At 60.0% G+C, this 22,518-nt stretch carries 18 protein-coding genes and 2 tRNA genes; 12 read left to right on the top strand and 8 right to left on the bottom strand.

Annotation, left to right across the window (positions count from 1 at the left end):
* Complete coding sequence (locus ACNOHI_RS07990) at positions 1 to 444, top strand: DUF4149 domain-containing protein (RefSeq protein WP_420474142.1); 444 nt, start codon at positions 1 to 3, stop codon at positions 442 to 444.
* A 48-nt stretch (positions 445 to 492) separates the two neighbouring features.
* On the opposite strand, the gene yhbY is transcribed toward ACNOHI_RS07990, so the two are convergent.
* Positions 493 to 966, bottom strand: a complete 474-nt coding sequence (gene yhbY / locus ACNOHI_RS07995) for a ribosome assembly RNA-binding protein YhbY (protein ID WP_420474143.1) — start codon at positions 964 to 966, stop codon at positions 493 to 495.
* A 35-nt stretch (positions 967 to 1,001) separates the two neighbouring features.
* On the opposite strand from yhbY, the gene ACNOHI_RS08000 reads away from it, so the two are divergent.
* The 8 genes from ACNOHI_RS08000 to ACNOHI_RS08035 all read left to right on the top strand — a co-directional run bounded on the left by ACNOHI_RS08000 (position 1,002) and on the right by ACNOHI_RS08035 (position 11,128).
* Complete coding sequence (locus ACNOHI_RS08000) at positions 1,002 to 1,646, top strand: RlmE family RNA methyltransferase (RefSeq protein ID WP_420474144.1); 645 nt, start codon at positions 1,002 to 1,004, stop codon at positions 1,644 to 1,646.
* A 247-nt stretch (positions 1,647 to 1,893) separates the two neighbouring features.
* The gene (ftsH, locus tag ACNOHI_RS08005) at positions 1,894 to 3,780 is read left to right on the top strand and encodes an ATP-dependent zinc metalloprotease FtsH (protein ID WP_420474145.1); all 1,887 of its coding nucleotides are present in this window, start codon (positions 1,894 to 1,896) and stop codon (positions 3,778 to 3,780) included.
* Between the two features lie 70 nt (positions 3,781 to 3,850).
* Positions 3,851 to 4,708 (top strand): dihydropteroate synthase, encoded by an 858-nt coding sequence (gene folP, locus ACNOHI_RS08010; RefSeq protein ID WP_420474146.1) that lies wholly within the window; start codon positions 3,851 to 3,853, stop codon positions 4,706 to 4,708.
* A gap of 3 nt (positions 4,709 to 4,711) precedes the next feature.
* Complete coding sequence (glmM, locus tag ACNOHI_RS08015) at positions 4,712 to 6,049, top strand: phosphoglucosamine mutase (protein WP_420474147.1); 1,338 nt, start codon at positions 4,712 to 4,714, stop codon at positions 6,047 to 6,049.
* A gap of 109 nt (positions 6,050 to 6,158) precedes the next feature.
* A tRNA-Pro gene (locus tag ACNOHI_RS08020) sits at positions 6,159 to 6,235 on the top strand.
* Between the two features lie 343 nt (positions 6,236 to 6,578).
* A complete protein-coding gene (locus tag ACNOHI_RS08025; RefSeq protein WP_420474148.1) occupies positions 6,579 to 9,524 on the top strand; it encodes an EAL domain-containing protein in 2,946 nt (981 codons plus the stop codon).
* A gap of 107 nt (positions 9,525 to 9,631) precedes the next feature.
* Positions 9,632 to 9,708 (top strand) — tRNA-Arg (locus tag ACNOHI_RS08030).
* Between the two features lie 121 nt (positions 9,709 to 9,829).
* On the top strand, positions 9,830 to 11,128 hold the full coding sequence (locus ACNOHI_RS08035; RefSeq protein ID WP_420474149.1) for an HD-GYP domain-containing protein: 1,299 nt from the start codon (positions 9,830 to 9,832) through the stop codon (positions 11,126 to 11,128).
* 6 nt (positions 11,129 to 11,134) lie between these two features.
* Here ACNOHI_RS08035 and ACNOHI_RS08040 read toward each other — a convergent pair whose 3' ends face one another.
* The 4 genes from ACNOHI_RS08040 to wrbA are packed head-to-tail and all read right to left on the bottom strand — an operon-like array spanning position 11,135 to position 13,978.
* Positions 11,135 to 11,590, bottom strand: coding sequence for a DUF4124 domain-containing protein (locus ACNOHI_RS08040; RefSeq protein WP_420474150.1), 456 nt, complete (start codon positions 11,588 to 11,590; stop codon positions 11,135 to 11,137).
* Positions 11,587 to 12,993: an FAD-binding oxidoreductase gene (locus ACNOHI_RS08045; protein ID WP_420474151.1), complete on the bottom strand. Its 1,407-nt coding sequence runs from the start codon at positions 12,991 to 12,993 to the stop codon at positions 11,587 to 11,589. Before ACNOHI_RS08045 ends, ACNOHI_RS08040 begins: the two co-directional genes overlap by 4 nt.
* Positions 12,990 to 13,370 (bottom strand): DUF2069 domain-containing protein, encoded by a 381-nt coding sequence (locus tag ACNOHI_RS08050; protein ID WP_420474152.1) that lies wholly within the window; start codon positions 13,368 to 13,370, stop codon positions 12,990 to 12,992. Before ACNOHI_RS08050 ends, ACNOHI_RS08045 begins: the two co-directional genes overlap by 4 nt.
* Positions 13,370 to 13,978 carry an NAD(P)H:quinone oxidoreductase gene (gene wrbA, locus ACNOHI_RS08055; protein ID WP_420474153.1) on the bottom strand — a complete coding sequence of 203 codons (609 nt, stop codon included), beginning with the start codon at positions 13,976 to 13,978 and terminating at the stop codon, positions 13,370 to 13,372. The genes ACNOHI_RS08050 and wrbA overlap by 1 nt, the downstream gene beginning before the upstream one ends.
* Before the next feature lie 49 nt (positions 13,979 to 14,027).
* On the opposite strand from wrbA, the gene ACNOHI_RS08060 reads away from it, so the two are divergent.
* A complete protein-coding gene (locus ACNOHI_RS08060; protein ID WP_420474154.1) occupies positions 14,028 to 15,335 on the top strand; it encodes a YihY family inner membrane protein in 1,308 nt (435 codons plus the stop codon).
* Here the strand turns inward: ACNOHI_RS08060 and ACNOHI_RS08065 are convergent.
* Both ACNOHI_RS08065 and ACNOHI_RS08070 read right to left on the bottom strand, forming a co-directional pair.
* Positions 15,322 to 16,128 (bottom strand): alpha/beta fold hydrolase, encoded by an 807-nt coding sequence (locus ACNOHI_RS08065; RefSeq protein ID WP_420474155.1) that lies wholly within the window; start codon positions 16,126 to 16,128, stop codon positions 15,322 to 15,324. The two genes, ACNOHI_RS08060 and ACNOHI_RS08065, sit on opposite strands and share 14 nt — an antisense overlap.
* A gap of 1 nt (position 16,129) precedes the next feature.
* Entirely contained in the window at positions 16,130 to 17,440 is a 1,311-nt protein-coding gene (locus ACNOHI_RS08070; protein WP_420474156.1) for an O-acetylhomoserine aminocarboxypropyltransferase, read from the bottom strand.
* Positions 17,441 to 17,670: 230 nt separating this feature from the next.
* Between ACNOHI_RS08070 and ACNOHI_RS08075 the strand changes: the two genes are divergently transcribed.
* Both ACNOHI_RS08075 and ACNOHI_RS08080 read left to right on the top strand, forming a co-directional pair.
* Positions 17,671 to 18,117 carry a CBS domain-containing protein gene (locus ACNOHI_RS08075; RefSeq protein ID WP_420474157.1) on the top strand — a complete coding sequence of 149 codons (447 nt, stop codon included), beginning with the start codon at positions 17,671 to 17,673 and terminating at the stop codon, positions 18,115 to 18,117.
* Positions 18,118 to 18,229: 112 nt separating this feature from the next.
* Positions 18,230 to 19,228 (top strand): NAD(P)/FAD-dependent oxidoreductase, encoded by a 999-nt coding sequence (locus tag ACNOHI_RS08080; RefSeq protein ID WP_420474158.1) that lies wholly within the window; start codon positions 18,230 to 18,232, stop codon positions 19,226 to 19,228.
* On the opposite strand, the gene ACNOHI_RS08085 is transcribed toward ACNOHI_RS08080, so the two are convergent.
* Positions 19,221 to 22,493 carry a PAS domain S-box protein gene (locus tag ACNOHI_RS08085; RefSeq protein ID WP_420474159.1) on the bottom strand — a complete coding sequence of 1,091 codons (3,273 nt, stop codon included), beginning with the start codon at positions 22,491 to 22,493 and terminating at the stop codon, positions 19,221 to 19,223. The genes ACNOHI_RS08080 and ACNOHI_RS08085 overlap by 8 nt on opposite strands.
* Between the last annotated feature and the right edge of the window lie 25 nt (positions 22,494 to 22,518).

The following is a 22,518-nucleotide window of genomic DNA, read 5'->3' on the forward strand; positions in this document are numbered from 1 at the left end:
ATGGTTGCCGCCCGCGTCCGCATGCTGCTGGCGACCCTGTGGGTCGGAAGCATGTGGACGATTGGTTACATCGTAGCGCCCACACTGTTTGCCACACTTGCGGACAGGATGCTCGCGGGAATGATCGCAGGGAGGCTTTTCAGGATCGAGGCGTGGGTGTCCCTCGTCGGGGCCATCGCTTTGATCGCGCTGGTCTATAGGGACAGTGGCGTTGATGCCAAGGGGCGCAAGCACCTCCTGTGGATCCTGTTTGGAATGCTCACCTGCACACTGGCCGGTTATTTTGGTTTGCAACCGTTCATGGAAGCGCTGAAGGCGTCCGCCGCAGGCGGCATGATGGATGCCGAAGCACGCTCAAGGTTCGGAATGCTGCACGGGATTGCGAGCGTCTTTTATCTCATCCAGAGCATCCTCGGCGGGCTTCTCGTCTGGAAGCTGCGCTAGGCGCAGTGCGGAGGAGGGGCCGCAGCGCCAGGCGTTGCGGCTGTTTGATCAGGCCTTGCTGGCCGTCGACTTCTTCGACGTGCCCACACGCTTCTTCGCCCGCTTGATGCTGCCGCCAGCGGTCACGCGCTCATTGCCTTTCAGCAGAACCTTTGTCACGGACGGCCGCTTGGTGCCGGACGCGCTGGCCTTGACGATCGTAACCTCACGCAGCCCTTTGCCACGCTTCTCGCTACGCTCTTTCTGGGTTTCTTTTTGCGGGCGGTAAAGCACGAGCAGCTTGCCAATGTGCTGGATCGGAGCGGCATCGAGCTTTTCGCAGATCGTTTCGTAGATCTCGATGCGGGCTTCGCGGTCATCCCCGAAGACGCGGACCTTGATGAGGCCATGGGCATCCAGGCTGGTGTCGATTTCCTTCAGCACTGCCGGCGTGAGGCCGGCGTCGCCGATGATGACGACCGGATTGAGAGCGTGGGCTTCGGAGCGAAGCGCGCTGCGCTCTGCGGGTGTCAATTTCAGCATGATTAATATTCCCTTAAAAGCGGTATTCTACGCGAATGGCAAAGAACAAATTCAACAAAAACTGGCTGCACGACCACATCAACGATCCTTACGTGAAGCTGGCACAAAAGGACGGCTATCGCGCGCGTGCGGTCTACAAGCTCAAGGAAATCGATGAAGGCGAAAAGCTGATCAAGCCGGGGCAGGTCATCGTGGATCTCGGCTGCGCACCGGGAAGCTGGTCACAATACGTGCGCAATAAGCTGGCAGGAAAAGAGGGTGGCGGAATCAACGGCACCATCATCGGACTCGATATGCTGCCGATGGACCCGATCGCCGACGTGCATTTCATACAAGGCGATTTCCGCGAGGACGAAGTACTGGATCAGCTGGAGCAGGTTCTGGAAGGGCGCAAGGTGGATCTCGTGCTGTCCGACATGGCGCCCAACCTCTCTGGAGTGGCTATCGCGGATGCCGCACGCGTGGAGCACATCATTGACCTCGCCATTGATTTTGCGCGCGCGCATATGAAACCTTCCGGGGCACTCCTCGTCAAATGTTTCAACGGCACGGGGTTTAACGAAATTCTCGGAAAGTTCCGGGATGAGTTCAAGGTGGTCGCCCAGAAGAAGCCCAAGGCCAGCAGGGACAAGTCGTCCGAAATCTTCTTGCTTGGCAAAGTACTGAAAAACCCTTCTTGATTGCAACTTTTGTAGATTGCCGTTCTGGCAACACTTGATAAATCCGATTCTGCCCGCATCTCGTCTACGGTCATATCGCCGTGTCTCGCGACCCCTTGCAACTTGTTCCGAGTGACAATTGCGCCAATTTTGCCTTGGATCATCCTCCAATCTGCCGAAATATTCAGGCTGGCAAGCGCAGGTTAATGCGGGTAGAATCAATTTTACAAGTAATGTAAACGGGCGCTTTTGCGTCTAAGGAGTTCTAGTGAACAACATGTTTTCGAAAGCCGCCATCTGGGTTGTCATCGCCCTGGTGCTGTTCACCGTCTTCAAGCAGTTCGACGGCAGGACACTGGCGGGAGGCGCAACGCCTATTCCCTACTCGGACTTCCTGGACGAAGTAAAAGCCCGTCAAATCCGCGAAGCCACCATCGAAGACCGCACGATCATTGCCACGACCAACGATGGCAAGCGCATCAAGACCGCTGTGACCTATCTTGACCGCGGCCTCATTGGCGACCTTGTGAACAACGGCGTGAAGTTCGACGTCAAGCAGCCGGAAGAGCAGTCCTTCCTGTCGCAAGTCTTCATTTCCTGGTTCCCGATGCTGCTGTTGATCGGCGTCTGGGTATTCTTCATGCGCCAGATGCAGGGTGGCGGCAAGGGCGGCGCATTCTCGTTTGGCCGCTCCAAGGCACGCATGCTGGATGAGGCCAGCAATACGGTCACCTTTGCCGACGTTGCAGGTTGCGATGAAGCGAAAGAGGAAGTGCAGGAACTCGTGGACTTCCTGCGCGACCCGACGAAGTTCCAGAAGCTCGGCGGACGCATTCCGCGCGGTGTGCTGATGGTCGGCCCGCCTGGTACGGGTAAGACGCTGCTCGCACGCGCAATTGCCGGCGAAGCGAAGGTTCCGTTCTTCACCATCTCCGGTTCCGACTTCGTTGAAATGTTCGTCGGTGTCGGCGCTTCGCGCGTTCGCGACATGTTTGAAAATGCGAAGAAGCATTCTCCCTGCATTATCTTCATCGACGAAATCGACGCTGTCGGTCGCCATCGCGGTGCCGGCCTCGGCGGCGGTAACGACGAGCGCGAGCAGACTTTGAACCAGTTGCTGGTCGAGATGGACGGCTTTGAAGCCAACTCCGGCGTGATCGTGATTGCCGCAACCAACCGTGCCGACGTGCTCGACAAGGCATTGTTGCGTCCGGGTCGTTTCGACCGTCAGGTGATGGTCGGCCTGCCCGATATCCGCGGCCGCGAACAGATCCTGTATGTGCATATGCGCAAGGTGCCCATCGCGCCGGACGTCAAGGCCGACATCCTGGCGCGCGGCACCCCGGGTTTTTCCGGTGCTGACCTCGCCAATCTGGTGAATGAAGCCGCCCTGTTTGCAGCCCGCCGCAACAAGCGGCTGGTTGAAATGCAGGACTTCGAAGACGCCAAGGACAAGATCGTGATGGGCCCGGAACGCAAGTCCGCCGTCATGCGCGAGGAAGAGCGCCGCAATACGGCGTACCACGAGTCTGGCCACGCTGTCGTTGCGAAGCTGTTGCCGAAGGCCGATCCGGTCCACAAGGTCACGATCATGCCGCGGGGCTATGCACTTGGCCTGACATGGCAGCTGCCTGAGCATGACCGCGTGAACATGTACAAGGACAAGATGCTGGAAGAAATCGCCATCCTGTTCGGTGGCCGCATTGCAGAAGAGATCTTCATGCACCAGATGTCCACGGGCGCATCGAACGATTTCGAGCGTGCAACGAAGCTGGCGCGTGCGATGGTGACGCGTTATGGCATGTCCGAAACACTGGGCACCATGGTCTACGAAGACAGTGAGCAGGATGCTTACTTCGGCCGCATGAGTTCGAAGACGGTATCCGAAGCGACGCAGCAGAAGGTGGACCAGGAAATTCGCTCAATCCTCGATGCACAATACGTGTTGTCGCGTCGTCTGCTCGAAGAGAACAAGGACAAGGTCGAAGTCATGGCCAAGGCCTTGCTCGATTGGGAAACGCTCGACGCAGACCAGATCAACGACATCATGGAAGGCCACGAGCCGCGTCCGCCGAAGGCTGGCGTGCCGGCCAAGCGTTCCGCGTCCGACAATACGTCGGGCGGGGTCTCCCCGAATGCGACCGCGCCTGCATAACGTCTAGCTGCTCTCCGATGTCTGTTCAACAAGGGTGAGGATTATTCCTCGCCCTTTTTGTTTGCCTGAAATGAAGACCAAGCACTTTCAATGCGGCCGGTTTCGCTTTCCGCTGACACCCGGGCAGTCGAGGCCACTGGTGATGGGGATACTGAATGTTACTCCGGATTCCTTTTCCGACGGAGGGCAGTTCCACTCCATCGACCTTGCCTTGACGCGCGCCGAGCAGATGCTTGCCGATGGTGTCGACATCATTGACATTGGTGGCGAGTCCAGCCGGCCCGGCGCGCAACCGCTTCCGCTGGAAGAGGAATTGCGACGCGTGATGCCCGTCCTCTTTGCCTTGCGCGACTGCGGAAAGCCGTTGTCCATCGATACCTACAAACCTGAAGTCATGCGTGAAGCACTGCTGGCAGGCGCCGATATGATCAACGACATCAATGGTTTCCGCGCGGAAGGGGCGTTGACTGCAGTCAACCAGAGCGACTGCGCGTTGTGTATCATGCACATGCAGAAAGACCCACTCACCATGCAGCACAGCCCGCAGTATGCGGATGTGACGCGCGACGTTACGCAATTCCTGCAAGAGCGTCGCGCCGCGATGGAAGAGGCAGGCATCGACCGTTCCAGGATATGTGTGGATCCGGGCTTCGGCTTTGGAAAAACAGTCGACCACAATCTTGCACTTCTCCGCAACATGGAGAGAATGGCGGAAGAGACCGGCGTGCCTGTGCTCGCGGGAGTCTCGAGAAAGTCGATGATCGGCGCAATCACCGGCCGCCCGGTTGAGCAGCGCCTTGCCGGAAGTCTCGCCGCAGCGTTGGCTGCGGTTGCCCACGGTGCGGCGATCATCCGGGTGCACGACGTTGCGGAAACCGTCGATGCGCTGAAGGTATGGGCAGCGGTTGAACAGTCAAAACAGGGATAAAACATGACGCGTAAATATTTCGGTACCGACGGCGTACGCGGCCGTGTCGGTGTGCTTCCGATTACTCCTGATTTCGTGATGAAGCTTGGCTATGCAGCCGGAAAGGTGCTGGCACAAGCGGAGACGAGCAGCAGCAAGCCTGTGGTGTTGATCGGCAAGGACACGCGCATTTCAGGTTATATGCTGGAAGCCGCCCTCGAAGCCGGCTTCGCCGCTGCCGGCGTCGATGTCATGCTCGCGGGCCCCATGCCCACGCCGGCCATTGCCTATCTCACACGTGCACTGCGCCTCTCCGCGGGTGTCGTGATATCAGCCTCGCACAATCCCTTTGATGACAACGGCATCAAGTTTTTCTCGGCCTCCGGCAACAAGCTTCCTGATTCGGTCGAGGCTGATATCGAAGCGCTGCTGGAAGGCCCGATGGACTGCGTGTCCTCGGAAAAATTCGGCAAGGCCAAACGCTTGTTCGATGCGCAGGGGCGTTACATTGAATTCTGCAAGAGCACCTTTCCGAATGAGTTGGACCTCAAGGGGCTGAAGATCGTCGTGGATTGCGCGCACGGCGCGGCATACCATATCGCCCCCGACGTGTTCCATGAGCTTGGCGCGGAAGTTGTGGCCATCGGCAACCAGCCGAACGGCCTGAACATCAATGACGGCGTCGGTGCAACCGCGCCTGCCGCCTTGTCGGCTGCAGTAAAGGAGCACAAGGCGGACCTTGGCATTGCGCTCGACGGTGACGCCGACCGCCTGCTGATGGTGGATGCCACCGGACGCACGTACAACGGCGACGAATTGCTATATGTGATGGTAAAGGACCGCATGGCGACCACGCCGGTTTCCGGTGTCGTGGGTACCCTCATGACCAACATGGCACTCGAAGTGGCACTGAAGCAGATGGGAGTCGGCTTCGCGCGTGCAAAGGTTGGTGATCGCTACGTGCTCGAGGTCCTGCAGGAGCGCGGATGGTTGATCGGTGGTGAGGGTTCGGGCCACCTGCTGTTCCTGGACAAGCACACGACCGGCGACGGCATTGTGTCGGCGCTGCAGATCTTGTCTGCATTGAAGCGGAGCGGCCGCACGCTGGCCCAGGCGACTGCCGACCTTGTCCTCTTCCCGCAATCGCTCGTCAACGTCAAGGTTGCCCCCGGATTTGACTGGCAAAAAAATGGCGCTGTCGTCGCGGAAAAGGAGGTCGTCGAGGCTGAGTTGGGCGACAATGGCCGTGTCCTGATTCGCGCATCCGGGACAGAGCCTCTCGTACGTGTCATGGTCGAGGCGCGCGATGCGGATGACGCGGGACGCATGGCGCGGCGCATTGCCGACAAGCTCGCAGCGTGATCCGCACGGAAAAGGGAAGGGTGGACACCGGCTGCGCTTCCTCAACTTTTTTCATCCTGCCTGCAATAAATTGACCGGAGTGCCTCGGGCCGGTATGATGCAGGTCTCTCGGGGCGTAGCGCAGCCTGGTAGCGCACCTGATTTGGGATCAGGTGGTCGGACGTTCGAATCGTCTCGCCCCGACCAGAATTCGTTCAAACGCGGATTCTCTGGTAGATTTACCGAGAACCGCTTCTCATTCCTTTCCCTTCTATATTCCTCCTGCGTTGCGCGGATTCGCCAACGCTTCGTCACCTATCCTGTGCTGCACGATAAACCTAGGCACCACGCGTTAGTTGCTGGCAAAATGTGCTTCTAGGGAACATCTTGCGGTAACCTTTTCGTAAATCTTCGTCGTCTTGCTGCGCCGAGCTCGCCGTAGCACGCGCAGACCGCAAATTGTCCGGATACCATCAATCATGCGAATGGGAAAGCCCGTGGCATCTGTCGAAATTCCAACGCGTTTGATGCGCGCGCGCGGGGCGGCCGAATGAAGAAGCTCGAGGAACTGGTTGACCTGATCTCCACCGAGATCGGCCTGGACCTCGGCGACATTGCCAGGCGCAGGGATGCGCTGGAGATCCGGGACGAAGACGTGGCGCGTCTGCGCAGCGTGCACTCCCGGCTGAAGCCGTTTCAAAAGCAGCTTGTCGCTTCCTTTCACGATTACCTGTTCAGGTTCCCCGAGCTCAAGGCCATGCTTGGAGATCCACTCAAGGTCGAGCGCTTGAGGCTTGCGCAAATCGCCTATTTCGATCGCCTCACTGCGGGCGACTATGACGCTGGCTATGTGAAGGACCGGCTGCGTGTCGGCATCGTGCACCAGATGATTTCCCTGGAGCCGAAGTGGTATGTCGGCGCCTACCGGAAGTATCTGGCGGAACTCATCCCCGTTCTTTCCACCCTGTTCAAAGATGACCAGGAGGAGTTTTTCCGCACCTACGACGCCATCCTGAAAGTAGTCTGCTTCGACATGGTGCTGGCGCTCGACACGTATTTCCAGGCGGATCGCGACGAAATCGTGCGCGTCAAGAATTACGCCGAGCAGATCATTGCTTCGATGCCTTCCGGGCTCATGGTCGTGGATGCCGACCTGAAGATACGTTCGATCAATCACGCGATGTGCAGCATGTTCAAGGTCCGGCAGGATACGGACGTCCTTGGGCAATCACTGACCTCCGTGGTCTGGAGCCGACAATTGACCGAGCGGTTGAAACAGTCGCTTGTCAACGGCGACGAAACCGTCGATCTGCAGGTAAGCGTGTCTGACGAAGGGGGAAAGCGCTACTTTGAGTTTCACCTGTCGACAGCGTTGTTGAGACAGGAAAACGTTCTGCTCCTGATGGCACAGGAGACGACGGAGCGGGTGCGTTCGCAGGAGGAGCTGCGGAGGTTTCGCACGGCGCTCGACAGTTCCATCGACGCGATCTATCTGATCGACCGAGAGGAAATGCGTTTCATTGATGCAAACGAAACCGCATTGGAGACGCTGGGTTACAGCCATCAAGAGTTGCTGCGGCTCGGCCCGCAGGACCTCAAGCCCGACGAGGGTGAGCTCGAACGCATCCACCGGCGCTTTGACGAGGTCATCCAGTCCGGCAACAAGACAGGCATGATCGAAACCGTCCATCAGCGCAAGGATGGCTCGCGACTGCCAGTGGAAGTCTATCTGCGCGCAGTGCAATCCGAGGGGAGGCAGTTGCTGGTGGCGGTGGTTCGCGACATTACCGAACGCGTCGCAGCGGAGGCAGTACTACGTGAAAGCGAGGAGCGCTTCCGTGTGGCGTTCAACCAGGCTGCCGTCGGTCTCGCGCATGTGGCACCGGACGGGCGCTGGTTGATGGTCAACAACAAGCTGTGCGAGATCGTCGGCTACTCGCGCACGGAATTGCTCGGCATGGGCTTCCAGGACATCACCCATCCCGAGGACCTCGTGTCCGACTGGGCACTGGCGCGCCGCATGATCGCCGGCGAGCTGGATGAAAAAACGCGCGAGAAGCGCTACCGTCACAAGAACGGCTACTACATCTGGATCAACCTTACCAGTTCGATGGTGCGCGATGAAGACGGTAATCCGAAGTACTACAGTACGGTGGTGGAAGACATCTCGCGCCGCAAGCAGATCGAAGAGGAGCTGCTTCACCTGGCCAACCACGATGCGCTGACCAGCCTTCCGAATCGTTCGCTGCTGCTCGACCGCCTGGGGCAGGCGCTCCTGTTCGCCGGGCGCTCAAAGGGGCAAGTGGCGGTCATGCTGATCGATCTGGACCGATTCAAGAATATCAACGACAGCCTGGGTCACGAGGTCGGCGACAAGATCATTGTCGAAATCGCCCGCAGGCTCTCCACATGCGTTCGCGCCGGCGACACCATTGCGCGCCTGGGCGGCGACGAGTTCGTGCTGATCCGGCCGGACGTCGCGCGCGAAGATGCAGTGGCAATCATGGCGCAGCAAATCCTCGAGGCGCTTGCACGGCCGATGTCCATTCAGGGGCACGAGTTCTATCCGACGGGTAGCATCGGGGTTAGCATGTATCCCAAGGATGGCCAGGACGGCCCGACTTTGCTCAAGAATGCGGACACGGCGATGTACCGTGCGAAGGATGCCGGGAGAAACAACTTCCAGTTCTATGCGCACGAAATGAATTCAAGGGCGCTGGACCGCCTCAAGCTCGAGACCGGGCTACGCCGCGCGCTCGAGCGCGACGAGTTCGTCCTGCATTACCAGCCGCAGATGCATATTGCTTCAGGGCGCGTGACGGGCGCGGAGGCGCTTCTGCGCTGGGAACCGCCGGGGCAGCCAATGGTTTTTCCCGGAGATTTCATTCCGATTGCCGAGGAAACCGGCCTGATTGTCGCGATGGGGGAATGGGTGCTGCGCCGAGCCTGCGAGCAGAAACGGAAGTGGCACGATGGCGGTCTGTTCCCGGACTTGCGCATTGCCGTCAATCTCTCTGCGCGCCAGTTCAAGCAGCAGGATATCGTCAAGATGGTGTCGCAGACTCTGGACGAGACGCGCTGCCGTCCGGAGTGGCTCGAACTCGAGATTACCGAAAGCGTCGTGATGGAAAGCCCCGAGGCGGCGGCGGAAACCCTGCACAAGCTCAGCGCGATGGGTGTGCATCTCTCGATCGATGATTTTGGCACCGGTTATTCGAGTCTGAGCTATCTGAAGCGATTTCCCATTGACGCGCTGAAGATCGACAAATCCTTTGTCCGGGATATCAGCGTCGATGCTGACGACGCGGCGATTGCCAAGGCGGTGATTGCGCTCGCGCACAGTCTGAAGCTTCTCGTCATTGCCGAGGGCGTGGAAACGCCAGAGCAGCTCGACTTTCTGCGCGCGCAGGACTGCGATGCCATGCAAGGGTATTACCTGGGGCGGCCAATGCCGGTCGAAAAATTCGAATTCTTCATGCGCGAGGGCAAACACTAATTGCGCCGGTCATTGAAACCGATTGCCGTTAGATGTAATATCCGCAAGCCTCGTTTCCGGTACGGTTGCACCTCGGCGTGCCGCTTTCTGTTCCGGACGCAATCACGCTGCCCATAGCTCAGTTGGATAGAGCAACGGCCTTCTAAGCCGTAGGTCGCAGGTTCGACTCCTGCTGGGCAGGCCACCGTCATTGCCGCTTTTCTCTCTCCAGTTCAAGCACGCGCGAATCGCCCCATTCGTGCTGATTCCAAGCGTATAATATTTCCCAAGAGAAATCCTCGAACTGCTGCGGCCCGAGCACATCGATGCCTGAAGAACATGTCATCACGTCGGTCAACAAGTACTATCTCGACAAGGTCCTGAGCCTCGCCGAGCAGGCTGATATCACGGCAACCGAGGACATTTTTGACGCACGGGGAATGAAGCTCGTTGCAAAAGGCGCAAGGATTTCGCGCGGATTGCAGGAACGCCTCACGATGCGCAAGCTGAGCAAGCCGTTCGAATCCAGCATCGCGGTCGAATCCGGCGTCAACATTGATCTCATTGCGGAGGAAGCGCAGCGCATCGCCGACAGTGTTGAGCCTGTGCGTTCCATCATGCGCACCGTCACCGGCGGCGTGTCGCCCTTGCAGGTACTCTCCGGAATTCAATTCGGCAGTGCCATGAGCACCATGCTGACGATCATCGAGCGTGGCGGAAAAGCGGCGCTGGAACACAGCGTCATGGTCAGTTTGCTGTCCATCTGTCTCGCGCGAAAATTCGGCCTGAGCATGACGGACCAGACCGTCGTCGCGCTGGCCGGCCTGCTGCACGATATCGGCGAGCTGTACATCGATCCGGAATACCTGCATTCGAACCGACGTTTGTATCCGCATGAATGGCGGCACGTCGTGGTGCATCCGCGCATTGGTCAGATGCTGATTTCCGGTCTGGAGAATTATCCGGCAAGTGTCGCGCAGGCGGTCTATGAGCACCACGAACGCTTCGATGGCAGCGGCTATCCGCGTCAGGTTGCGGGAAGCAGCATCAGCGCGCCCGGCCAGGTGATCTCGGTTGCCGAAATGATTTCCGGTATCTTTCTCGACAAGGACAAGCCGCTTCAGCGCGCGGACCTCGCGTTGAAAATATTGCCGGGTGAGTTTGCGCGCGAACTCGGGGCCGCCGTGTCGGTTGCGATGCAGGCCGCGCGCGACGGGGCGCCGCTGCAGCCGGACGACACGGGCGTACCGACCGGCGAGGAGCGCGGCCGCGTGCAGGCACTGTTCGACCGCATTGTGTCTGTCCGCGAGATGGGGCAAGGCCTGATTGCCAAGCCCGAACTCAAATCGAAAAAATCGCAGCAATTGCTGCAGGATGTCGACAAGCGCACCACCAATATCCAGCACGCCTTCAGCAGCACGGGGCTGGATGTGTGTCTTGATGTGGACAGCGGATTCTTCGAAACGCGCAGCGCGCAGATCCTGTTCGAGACGGCGGTGGCGACGAGTGAAATCCAGTGGCGCCTGCGCGATGTAGCGAGGGACTTGTCGCTGCAAGCGGCAACATTGGACGAGGGAGAGGCTTCGGCACTCCAGCCACTTATCGAGCTGCTTGACGGAGAGTGAGCCAGTTTATCTGGCCATGCTCATTTCCCGCTCATACCACCTGCCGCAGTCTGCTTCATAGGCTTCAGCGACCCGCTGCGCCTTGCGCCTGGCTCTTTCGTTTGCTATTCCGGTTGTCCTCGATACGTCTTCGTTCGCATGCTTTAGACGAAGCGCATGCGCTGCGCATTTCTTGTGCCTGGCGGCGCTTGCGCTTGATGCCTTTTTCATTGCGCGCTCATCAGCGGCTTCCCGTTTGCGGCGTGTGCTTTCCAGCGTCTTCAAGTGGCGCTTTTCCTGTGCTGCCGCCTGGTTAGCCGCATTGGCATCCGAAGGCGAAGGGGTATCGATCACCTTTCCACCGTCGCACGGCGTATCGGTGTACACGACCCTGCCGTCGGCGTTGCATTTGAAGACAGCCCAGGCCGGCGACGCCAGGCCCAGCATCATGAGAACAAGCAGCCTGCCTGCCGCGCGCTTCATATCAACTTGCCCGGGTTCATGATCCCCAGCGGATCCAGTGCCTGCTTGAGCGCCCGCATCATGTTCAGTTCCACCTCGGATTTGTACAAGCGGATCTCATTGCGCTTCAAGGCGCCGAGACCGTGTTCCGCCGAAATCGATCCGCCGAACCGGTTCACACTGTCGTGCACGACGCGGTTGATGGCTTCCTGATGCGCAATGAAGGCATCCGGCGAGCCTGTTTCGGGAGGCGAGACGTTGTAGTGGAGGTTGCCGTCACCCAGATGGCCGAAGGTCACCATGCGGCAGCCGGGGAAACCATTCTGCAGCTGGACATCGGTTTCACGAATGAAATCGCCGATGCGGGAAATCGGCACCGACACGTCATGCTTGATGTTTTTTCCCTCCTCGGCCTGCGCCAGCGGGATGTGCTCGCGCAGGTTCCACAACGCCTTCGACTGCGCGATGGAGGAGGCCACGGCGGCGTCCTGGATCATGTCCTGTTCAAGTGCATCGGTGATTAGCGCCTCGAGCATGGTATTGGCATGATCCTCGGATTCGCTGTCCGACAATTCCAGCAGCACGTACTGCGGGTAGTTTTGCGGGAAGGGCAGGCGCATCTGCGGGAAGTGCTTCGCGACGAGCTGAAGGCAGAAATCGGACATTAGCTCGAATCCAGTGAGAATGGGGCCGCATTTCTCCTGCGCGAGAGAGAGCAGGCGCAGGGCATCTTCCGGCGATTGCATTGCCGCCAGCGCGGTCAGCTGTGCCTGTGGCTGCGGAAAGAGTTTGAGCACGGCGGCGGTAATGATGCCCAGCGTGCCCTCGGCCCCGATGAAAAGGTCGCGCAGGTCGTAACCCGTGTTGTCCTTCCTCAGGCCGCGCAGACCGTCCCAGATCTCGCCCTGTGCTGTCACAACTTCGACCCCCAGGCAAAGCTCGCGGGAGTTGCCATAGCGGAGCACTGCCGTACCGCCCGCGTTCGACGACAGGTTCCCTCCAATCGTGCAGCTGCCTTCCGCCGCGAGGGATAGCGGGAACAGGCGGCCCGATTCTGCAGCGGCATTCTGCACCTGTTCGAGGATGCAGCCGGCCTCGACAGTCATGGTGTTATTGATCGTATCCACGCTAGGTATACGGTTGAGGCGCGTCAGCGACATCACGATGGCGGTGCCGCTGTCATCCGGGACGCTTCCCAGGACAAGGCCGGTATTGCCCCCTTGCGGCACAACGGGCACACGATAGGTGTTGCACAGGCGGACAATTGCCGCCACCTGTTCCGTATTACCCGGTTTGACGACGGCGAGGGCTTTGCCTGTGAAGCGGCGGCGCCAGTCGGTCAGATAACCCGCCATGTCCGAGGCATCGGTCAAGACATAACTGTCGCCGATCGCCGATCGGCATTGGTCGAGGAATGCGTTCATTTGGAGGCTTTCTGGATGGCCTGCTGCGCCAGCTTCTTTGCGGCCTTCTTGAAGGGGCGCAGGTAGAGGATGGTGCAGGTAAAGAAAATGGTGGTCAGTACAACTTCTGCCCAGCCGAGCGTCGCTGACAAGCCCTGGTCGCTCGTGCCGCGCACAATGCCTTCGGCAAAGAAAAGGAGGATCAGCATGGACGACCATTGCATCGTGTAGAGGTCGCGCTTGAGCACGCCGCGCAGCGGCAGCAGGAGCGGGATGACCTTCAACACAAGCCAGGATCCGCCCGGACGCAGCGGCGCCAGCGCGAGTTCCCAGGTCACGCAAAGAAGGATAAGCAGGACGAGGCTGGCAGCCGATCCGATGTACAAGGTTTTTTGCATTACGCGCTCCTCAGGCGACGCGCGGTCTCCGCCAGCCGGCGGCCGAGGGCGACGGCGAGCAGCTTCGTATCGTCTGAAATGGTGTTCGTTCCATTGCCGCCGGACCAGTGGCTCGCCCCGTACGGTGTGCCGCCGCTGGTGGTGGTCATCAGTTCGGGATGGGTGTAGGGCAGACCGAGCAACAGCATGCCATGGTGCAGCAACGGGATCATCATTGATAACAGGGTCGATTCCTGGCCGCCATGCAGGCTGCCGGTCGAGGTAAAGACACAGGCGGGTTTACCAACGAGCGCGCCTGACAGCCACTGCGGCGAGGTGCCGTCCAGGAAGTATTTCAGGGGTGCGGCCATGTTGCCGAACCGGGTAGGAGAACCTAGGGCAAGGCCGACACACTCTTCGAGGTCGCGCAATTCGACGTAAGGCGCACCGTTTGAAGGTATGTCCGGCTCCGTCGCCTCCGTCACGGTCGACACCGCGGGCACCGTGCGCACGCGCGCTTCGCAGCCTGAAACGCTCTCTACGCCTTGCGCGATCAGTTCGGCAAGTTTGCGTGTGGCACCGTTGCGGGAGTAATAGAGGACGAGAATGGGAAGGTCTGATGCAATCATGCTTGGTATTATAGGATGCTTTACTGGACAAAAATTCAATCAGGAAGCAATGCCGCACACGCAGAACACCGGCCGACCATCCCTGTTCAACCACCGGATATTCAGCAGGTTCCCCATCGATGACATCCGGGGAATGTGGCGCTTCGCCACGCGCCGCCTGAACGAGGAGCGGCTGCCGCAGGTGGCGGGCAGCCTCACGTTCACCACCGTCCTGGCGCTCGTGCCGATGGTGACGGTGGCGCTGGCCATCTTCACGACTTTTCCGATGTTCAATACCTTCCGCGCGTCGCTGGAAGCCTATTTCATCCAGAGCGTGATGCCCAAGGCAATCGCCAATACCATCCTCGGCAACATCAACCAGTTCGCCAGCAAGGCCACGCGGCTTTCCGCGGTCGGCGCGATCGGTTTGATCGTGACCACGATCATCATGATGCTGACCATTGATAAAGCGTTCAACCATATCTGGCGGGTCAAGTCGGTACGTTCCTTCACCCAGCGTCTCGTGGTCTACTGGGCGATCATGACGCTGGGGCCCTTGATGATCGGCGTATCGATCACCTCCACATCCTACCTCTTGACCGCGACCGGCGATTTCGTGCGGGATGTTCCGCTTGTCAGCATCACGATCTATACCCTGATATCCATCTTGCTGACCACAGGCGCATTTACGCTGCTGTACGTGGCCGTGCCGAACCGGATCGTGGACTGGCGCGATGCCGCCGCCGGCGGACTGCTGGCCGCAGTGGCCTTCGAGGTGGCAAAACGGCTCTTCGTCGTATTCATCGCGAACTTCCCCACCTATACGGTCATTTACGGCGCGCTGGCCGCCTTGCCGATCTTCCTGCTGTGGATTTATGTTTCGTGGCTGATCGCCCTGATCGGCGCAGTTCTCGCGGCGGCGCTGCCCGTCGTGAAATACGAGCGCTGGTGGCACGTGGGCGCGCCGGGCAGCGCGTTCATCGATGCGATGGCGGTCATGGAAGTCCTGCACGACGCGCGTGCCGAGGGCAGCAATGCGGCGGTGGACGCCCGCACGATCCGGTCGAAGACGCGCCTGGGTTTTGATGAATCGGAAGTCCTGCTGCAGAAAATGCTGGAAGCCGGATGGGTTGGACGCATCAAGGCCGAGACGCCGAAGCGGACGCAGTTCGGCAAGCGGATTACAGACGGCCTCGATACCTGGGCCTTGATGGTCAATCCGGAAAAGCTCAAGGTCGCCGACGTCTATCGTCTCTTCGTATTCAATGCCGCCGGCAATGAAACGCTTGCGAAGAAAGTCGAAGCCGCGGTGGAACAGGGCCTCGACGAGACCCTGACCACGCATTTCCAGAAGGCGCGGCTGGTCAGCTCTTCATGAAGCCGAACAGGTTTTCGAGCACGGCGTCCGGTTGTTCCGCCATCAGGTTGTGGCCGCAGTTGTCGATCTGCACGACCTTCGCGCCGTTGATCGCCTTGCTCAAGGTCGCCGTCGCTTTCGGCGGCGTCATCATGTCCCGTGCGCCGAGCAAAAGCAGGGTGGGGCACGAAATCGACTTCGCCGCGGCTTCACCGTTTGCATAGGAATTGCACGCCGAGAAATCGGTATGGAAGACCTTGGCCGGGTTGCGCCGCGAAACGTACTGCATCAGACGCTGGTTGCCGCCCATGACGGAAAATCCCGGGCCGGGACAAGAGGGCTTGTGCGCCATCGACGAGTGTGACCAGATGTTCACCATGTCGATCGCCGTCTGTTCTTCATTGAGCGAAGCTTCGAGGAGCACGTCGGAGACTTTCATCGGATAGGCGGTGCCGACGAGCGCGAGCCGGGTGACGCGTCCGGGTGCACGGAACGCGGTTTCCAGTGCAATCAGCGAACCCATGCTGTGTCCCGCCAATGCGGCCTTCTGCACGCCTGCAGCATCGAGCAGTGCCAGCACCCAGTCGGCAATGGCTTCCACGCTCGCCAGCGGACTTCCCTTGCTACGGCCATGACCTGGCAGGTCGACCGCCAGTACACTGAAGCCGTGGTGCGCAAAGTAACGCGTCTGCAGGATCCACACCGAGTGGTCGTGTTGCGCGCCATGGATGAACACAACGGTCGGCAATTCTCGATTGAAGGCCTTTCCTCCGGTGTAGCAGTAAGCTTCCTGTCCTTGTACGTTCAGCAGCATCTCACGCTCCCTTCTGCGCAGCCTTCAGGCCGCGTCCCAAGTCTTCGATCAAGTCATCGGCGTCTTCCAGGCCGATTGACAGACGCATCGTGCCCTCCGTGATGCCCGATGCGGCAAGCTGTTCGTTGGGCACACGGAAATGTGTAGTCGAGGCGGGATGGATGACCAGCGACTTGGCATCGCCGACGTTAGCCAGGTGGGAGAAGACTTTCAGCGATTCCACGAAGCGCCGGCCGGCGGCACGATCGCCCTTGATGCTGAAGGAGAATACGGCCCCGCAGCCCTTCGGCAGCAACGTCTTTGCCAGTGCATGATCGGGGTGTGATTCCAGTTCAGGATAGGACACCGACGCGACAGCCGGGTGGGCGGCGAGGAATTCCACGATCTTGCGCGTATTGGCCACATGGCGGTCCATGCGCAGGCTCAATGTCTCGATGCCCTGCAGGATGGCGAAGGCATTGTGCGGGCTCATGACCGCGCCGAAATCGCGCAGGCCTTCACGGCGTGCGCGCAGGGAAAACGGCGCAACGGAAGACTCTTCCGAAAACACCATGCCATGGAAGCCGTCATACGGTTCGCACAGCTCGGCGAAATGGCCGGTTTTTTCATAGGCCTGCTGCCAGTCGAACGTGCCGCCGTCGACCAGCAGCCCGCCGATCGCCGTACCGTGACCGCACAGGAACTTGGTCGCCGAATGGAAGAGCAGGTCGGCGCCGTGGTCGAACGGCCGGAGCAGGTAGGGCGTGGTAAACGTCGAGTCCACCATCAGCGGCAGGTAGTGTTCATGCGCGATCTCGGCGACCTTTGGAATGTCGAGTACATCGAGGCCGGGATTGCCGAGGGTCTCGCCGAAGAGCACCTTGGTATTCGGCCGGATCGCATTGCGCCATGCATCGATATCGCGCGGATCGACGAAGGTGGTTTCGATGCCGAAGCGCTTCATCGTGTAGGCAAGCAGGTTCTGCGAGCCGCCGTACAACGCGCGCGATGCGACTACATGCGAGCCGGCGCCGGCGATCGTCGCCAGCCCGAGATGCATGGCCGCCTGGCCACTGGCGACAGCCAATCCCGCCACGCCGCCTTCGAGCGCCGCGATGCGCTCTTCCAGCACCGCATTGGTCGGATTGGAGATACGGGAATAGACATGGCCGGCGCGTTCCATGTTGAACAGCGATGCGGCATGGTCCGAATCCTTGAATACAAAGGAAGTGGTAAGGTAAATAGGCGTGGCGCGCGCGCCGGTAGCAGGATCCGGGGCTGCGCCGGCGTGCAGGGACAGGGTATCGAACCCTGGATATTTCGGGGAACTCATCGGTCGTTTGTCTCCAAAACTTGTTCTAAATCAGTCTTGCGCGGCTCGTCTGCGGGACCCTTGCATGCTAGCATTGAAAGCAACAACGGGTTGTCATGCAGATGACAGCTCGGAGGTTGGGGGGCATTTTGCGGAACGCAGCGGCAGCGTTTCTGTCTGCGCTGGATTTTTCATTCCGCTTAGGCTACATTCAAAGGGAATAACAACAACTTTCCTTCTGGGGCGACGCTATGAAAGTATCAGAAATCCTGAAAGTGAAGGGCGACATCCTCTACACCATTACCCCGGACACGCCATTGCAGGAGGCCGTCGAGACGATGGCGGAGAAGGACATCGGTTCGCTGGTGGTCATGGAGTTCGGCGAACTGGTCGGCATGCTGACCTTCCGCGAAGTGATGAAGACCCTGTACAAGAACAAGGGGACAGTCGGCACCGACACCGTGCGCAAGCACATGGATGACCACCCGATTTCCATCACGCCCGATACCGAAGTCAATGAAGTGCGCCGGCTGATGCTCGAACGACATGCGCGTTATGTGCCGGTCGTGAGCGCGAAGACACTCTACGGCGTCATTTCGTTCTATGACGTGGCGAAAGCTGTGTTCGAAGCGCAAAGCTTCGAGAACAAGATGCTCAAAGCCTATATCCGCGATTGGCCGTCGGAGGGCGACGAATAAGCCGCGCCGCAATGGCAACACAGAGCCGTTCATCGGATTGCATCCATGAGCGGCTTTTTTTCGCCCATGGTTCGCCGGACCTTACATCATCACAACCAGAAAGGATCTTTCCATGCACATCGCCGTCATCGGCGCAGGAATGGCCGGCCTGACCTGCGCCCGCCAACTGCAACAGCAGGGACACCAGGTCATCGTCTACGAGCGGAATGCCGACGTCGGCGGCCGCATGGGTACGCGGCAGACGGAACTGGGCGGTTTCGACCACGGCGCGCAGTATTTCACCGCGACCAGCGACCTCTTTCGCAAGGAAGTGGCCGCCTGGCGCAAGGCCGGTTGGGCTGCACCCTGGGACGGCAAGCTGGTGAAGCTGGACAAGGGTGTGGCTGCCAATGCTGGCCGGTCGAATGCCAAACAGCGCATGGTGGCTGTCCCCAGCATGGGCGCGCTGGGTCGGCACCTTGCGGACGGTCTCGAGGTACGCTGCGAGCAATCCGTCACTGGCATGGAGCGTCACGGCGATGGCTGGCTGCTGTCCGTGCAATGTGACTCCGTGCCGATTGCTGCCACTGCGGGCCCCTTCGACGCTGTCGTCCTCGCGCTCCCGGCGGATATCGCCGCGCGCTTGCTGCAACCCGTATCTTCCCTCGCTGGACAGGTGGGGCAGGAGCATCTTGAACCGTGCTGGGCGCTGATCCTGGGTTTCGAACAATCGCTGGATCTCGATTACGACGGGGCATGGGTTGAAGGATCTCGCCTGAAATGGATCGCGCGCGACGCGTCGAAGCCTTTGCGCCGCCCCGGCGAGCATTGGATTGGTCACGCATCGTCTGCCTGGAGCATGGAACATCTTGCCGACGACCCCGAACGGGTCAAGGAAAAGCTGTTGAAGGCGTTCCATGAAGCGACCGGCACGCACGTCCAGCCGGTTTACGCCGACGTGCATCGCTGGCGCTACGCGCAGGCAATGACGACCTTGCCAGGAGAGTGCCTGTGGGATGGTGAGACGCGCATTGGCGTTTGCGGTGACTGGTTCGCTGCCGGGCTGGACGGCAGCGGGCGGGTGGAAAACGCCTTTCTCAGCGGAAGCGCGCTGGCGGCGGCGATCAGATAACGGTCGACTGCCGCGGTATCACATCTTCCTCGACCTGACGCTGCGGCGCTACCAGCGGCAGGTTGAGGATGAAGGTGCTTCCCACGCCCACTTCACTCTGCACGCGGATGCGCCCGCCGAGGACGCCGGACACGATGTTGTGCGTGATGTTGAGACCGAGCCCGGACCCGCCGGCACCCAGCTTTGTCGTGAAGAACGGATCGAAGATCCGGTTCAAGTTGGCGGACGGGATGCCCACACCATCGTCCTTTACCGTCAATTCCAGCCAGCCATCCCCGGTCTGGGCTGCGTCGATCGATACGGTGCCTGACCGGCGGCCGTCGAAGCCGTGCAGCAGCGCGTTGTTGACGAGGTTGGTGATGACTTGTCCGAGCGGACCCGGATAGCTGTCCATGAGCATTGTGTCGGGGATGTTCTGCCGGACGATGAACGACGTCTTCTTCAGCGTCGGCCAGAGCGTCAGCATGATCTCGGAAACGACCTCCGCAACCGAGAACTTGCGCCGCTGCGAACTTGTCTGGTCTACCGCCACCTGCTTGAAGCCTGTCACCAGGTCGGCCGCCCGCTGCAGGTTGCGCACGAGGATGTCGCCAGCCGTACCCGCATCGCCAAGATAGCCTTCGAGCATGGTGCGCTTCAGCGCGTTCTCCTGGTAGTTCTGCGCAAGGATGCGGGTCTGGTCGACGAGGGTACTGGCCACCATGAGGCTGTTCCCGATCGGCGTGTTCAGTTCATGCGCGATACCGGCGACCAGCGAGCCCAATGCGGCCAGCTTTTCGCTGCGCACCAGTTCTTCCTGCGCCTTGTTCAGTGTTTCCAGCGTGGCGGCCAGTTCTTCGTTTGCCTGCTGCAGTTCTTCCGTGCGTTCGACCACACGTTGTTCCAGCGTGGCGTTGAGTTCGCGGATCTCGTTCTCGATGCGGCGCTTGTCGGTGACGTCGGCGCAGGCAAGGATGCCGAAACGCTCGCCGGCCAGCGTGAAGGTGTGGCCGGAGAACTGCACCAGGACCTTGCTGCCATCGCCGCGGACCATCCAGACTTCGCGATGGTTCTCGGTGGAACCGGCGCGCTTGAGCTCTTCGATGAGCGCCATGCGGTCATTCATGTCGCAGTACAGTTCCAGTTCGCCCGTGTTCTTGCCGATCACCATGTTCCTGTCGCGCAGGAAAAGCTGTTCGAATGCGTGGTTAACATCCTTGATGATGTAATTGCCGCGGACTTGGGTCACGAACATGGCAATGGGCGATGACTGGAAGATGGTCGAGAAGCGTTGTTCGCTGTTGCGCAATTCTTCTTCCGCACGCTTGCGCTCGAGTTCGGCCGATGCGCGTTCGCTGAACACTTGCAGCAGCGACTTGATGAGGTCGGGATTTCCGAGCTTCTCGGTATGCATCACCGCGAGCACACCGATCGTATTGCCCGCCGCGTCGCGCAGCGGTGCGCCGGCATAGCTTTCCCAGTCAAGCTCGCCAAGCGCGATGTCGTTGGCGAAGAGGGTTCGGATATCGGCAGGGAAGACGGAAATCTCGCCCTCCAGTGTCCGTTCGCAAGGTGTGCCGGTGCTTTCGTACTCCACGTTCTCGACAGTATGGCCCCGTACATGCGCGGCCACGGAACGCAGACGGTTCTGCGCATTGTCGACACGCAGGCCGATAAAGGCGCAGTCGGTACGCAGCGCGGAGGCCAGGTCGGCCACCAGCAGTTCAAAGAATGATTCGCCTGCAATATCGCGCGTGCCCTGCGCCAGGCGCAGAAGCGCGCGGTCGGCTTCCGCCTTGCGTTCCTCGAGCAGGCGCTGGTCCGTCACATCCCGGATGACCGCCAGCATGTAGCGTTCGCCGTTGGCGGTGAAGATCGTCGCATTCGTCATGCACCGGCGCAAACTGCCGAATTTCGTCCGCATGTCCCACTCGAAATTGCGCGCCATCTTGTTGTTGCCCAAGTGCTGGAGGAGGGCCCAGCGCTGGGTGGGATGGACCCAGATATTGAGTTCGACCGCCGTCCTGCCGACTGATTCTTCCCGGCGGAAGCCGGAGATTTCTTCAAACGTCTGGTTAACGTCGACGAGCACGCCGTCGCTCATCCGCGTGATGGAGATCGAATCGGGGTTGCCCTGGAACGCGCCGGCGAACTTGGCTTCCGAAAAACTCAGCGCTTCCTCGGCGCGGCGCTTCTCGGTGATATCTTCGGCAATGGACAACAGGCGGTCGGATTTGCCGGTGTTGTCGGCGACGTAGGTATGGCTCCACTGGCAGGTAATGACCTGGCCGTCGGCACGCCGGTTCTGGCTGACGTTGCGGCTGTCGCCCTTGCCCGCGGTGAGACGGCTGAACATGGTGTTCACCGCGTCCCGGCTTGCATGCGGGATGATGAAACTGGCGTGTCTGCCCAGCGCTTGTTCCCGCGGAAAGCCGAAAATGCGCTCGGCGGCGGCATTCCATTCGATGACCTGCAGCTTGCTGTCCCATTCGATGATGGCGATCGGACTTTGCTCGACGAGCGCCCGGAAACGCTCCTCGCGTTCGTACAGCTCCTGCTCGACGCGCTTGCGCTTGTCGATGTCCTGTTCCAGCTCGCGGTTCTTGTGGTCCAGTTCTTCGAAGAGCCTGCGCAGACTGATACGGGTGTCTTCCATCCGGCGGCTCAGCAAGCCGATTTCGTCCAGCCGTTGCCAGGTGAAGGGCACGTCGAGCTGCCGGTTTGCAAGCCGGTCCGCACCGGAACCCAGTCGCCGCAACGGGCGAACAAGGCGGTGTTCGAGCAGGACCAGGATAAGCGCAATCGATAGCGTTGCCTGGGCCAGGACGGCCGTGATCGAGCCGACGAGGTCGTCGATCATGATTCGCCGCAGGCGCGTGCTGCCGACCTCGATCTTGACCGAGCCGATCGTACTTCCCCGGTAAACCACCGGCTTCTCGGTCGTGGCGGTGAATCCGGTGCGCCGCTCCGACCGCTCCCCCGAGACGAAGACGCCAAGCGCGTTGTCGCGGACTTCGATCAGGATGATGTCCTCTTTGCGCGACATCATTGCTTCCAGGAGCGCGTTGCCGCTTTCCTGGTTGATATTCCAGAGCGGTTCCTGCATGCCGTTGGAGAGGATGTCGGCATTCTGTTCCAGCAGCTCCTCGGTCTGCCGCTTGATATCGTCGCGATACTGCTTGAACCAGGAGTAGCCGCTGATCAAGGACGCCGGCGCGAGCAAACCCACCACGACGACGAGCACGATGGCCCGTCGCAGCGTAAGCGTTCTTTTGCCGAATTTCATGCGTTGTCCGTCATTCGCAACGGCG

It is taken from the genome of Noviherbaspirillum sp. ST9 (genome assembly GCF_048799745.1).
GTDB lineage: Bacteria > Pseudomonadota > Gammaproteobacteria > Burkholderiales > Burkholderiaceae_D > Noviherbaspirillum.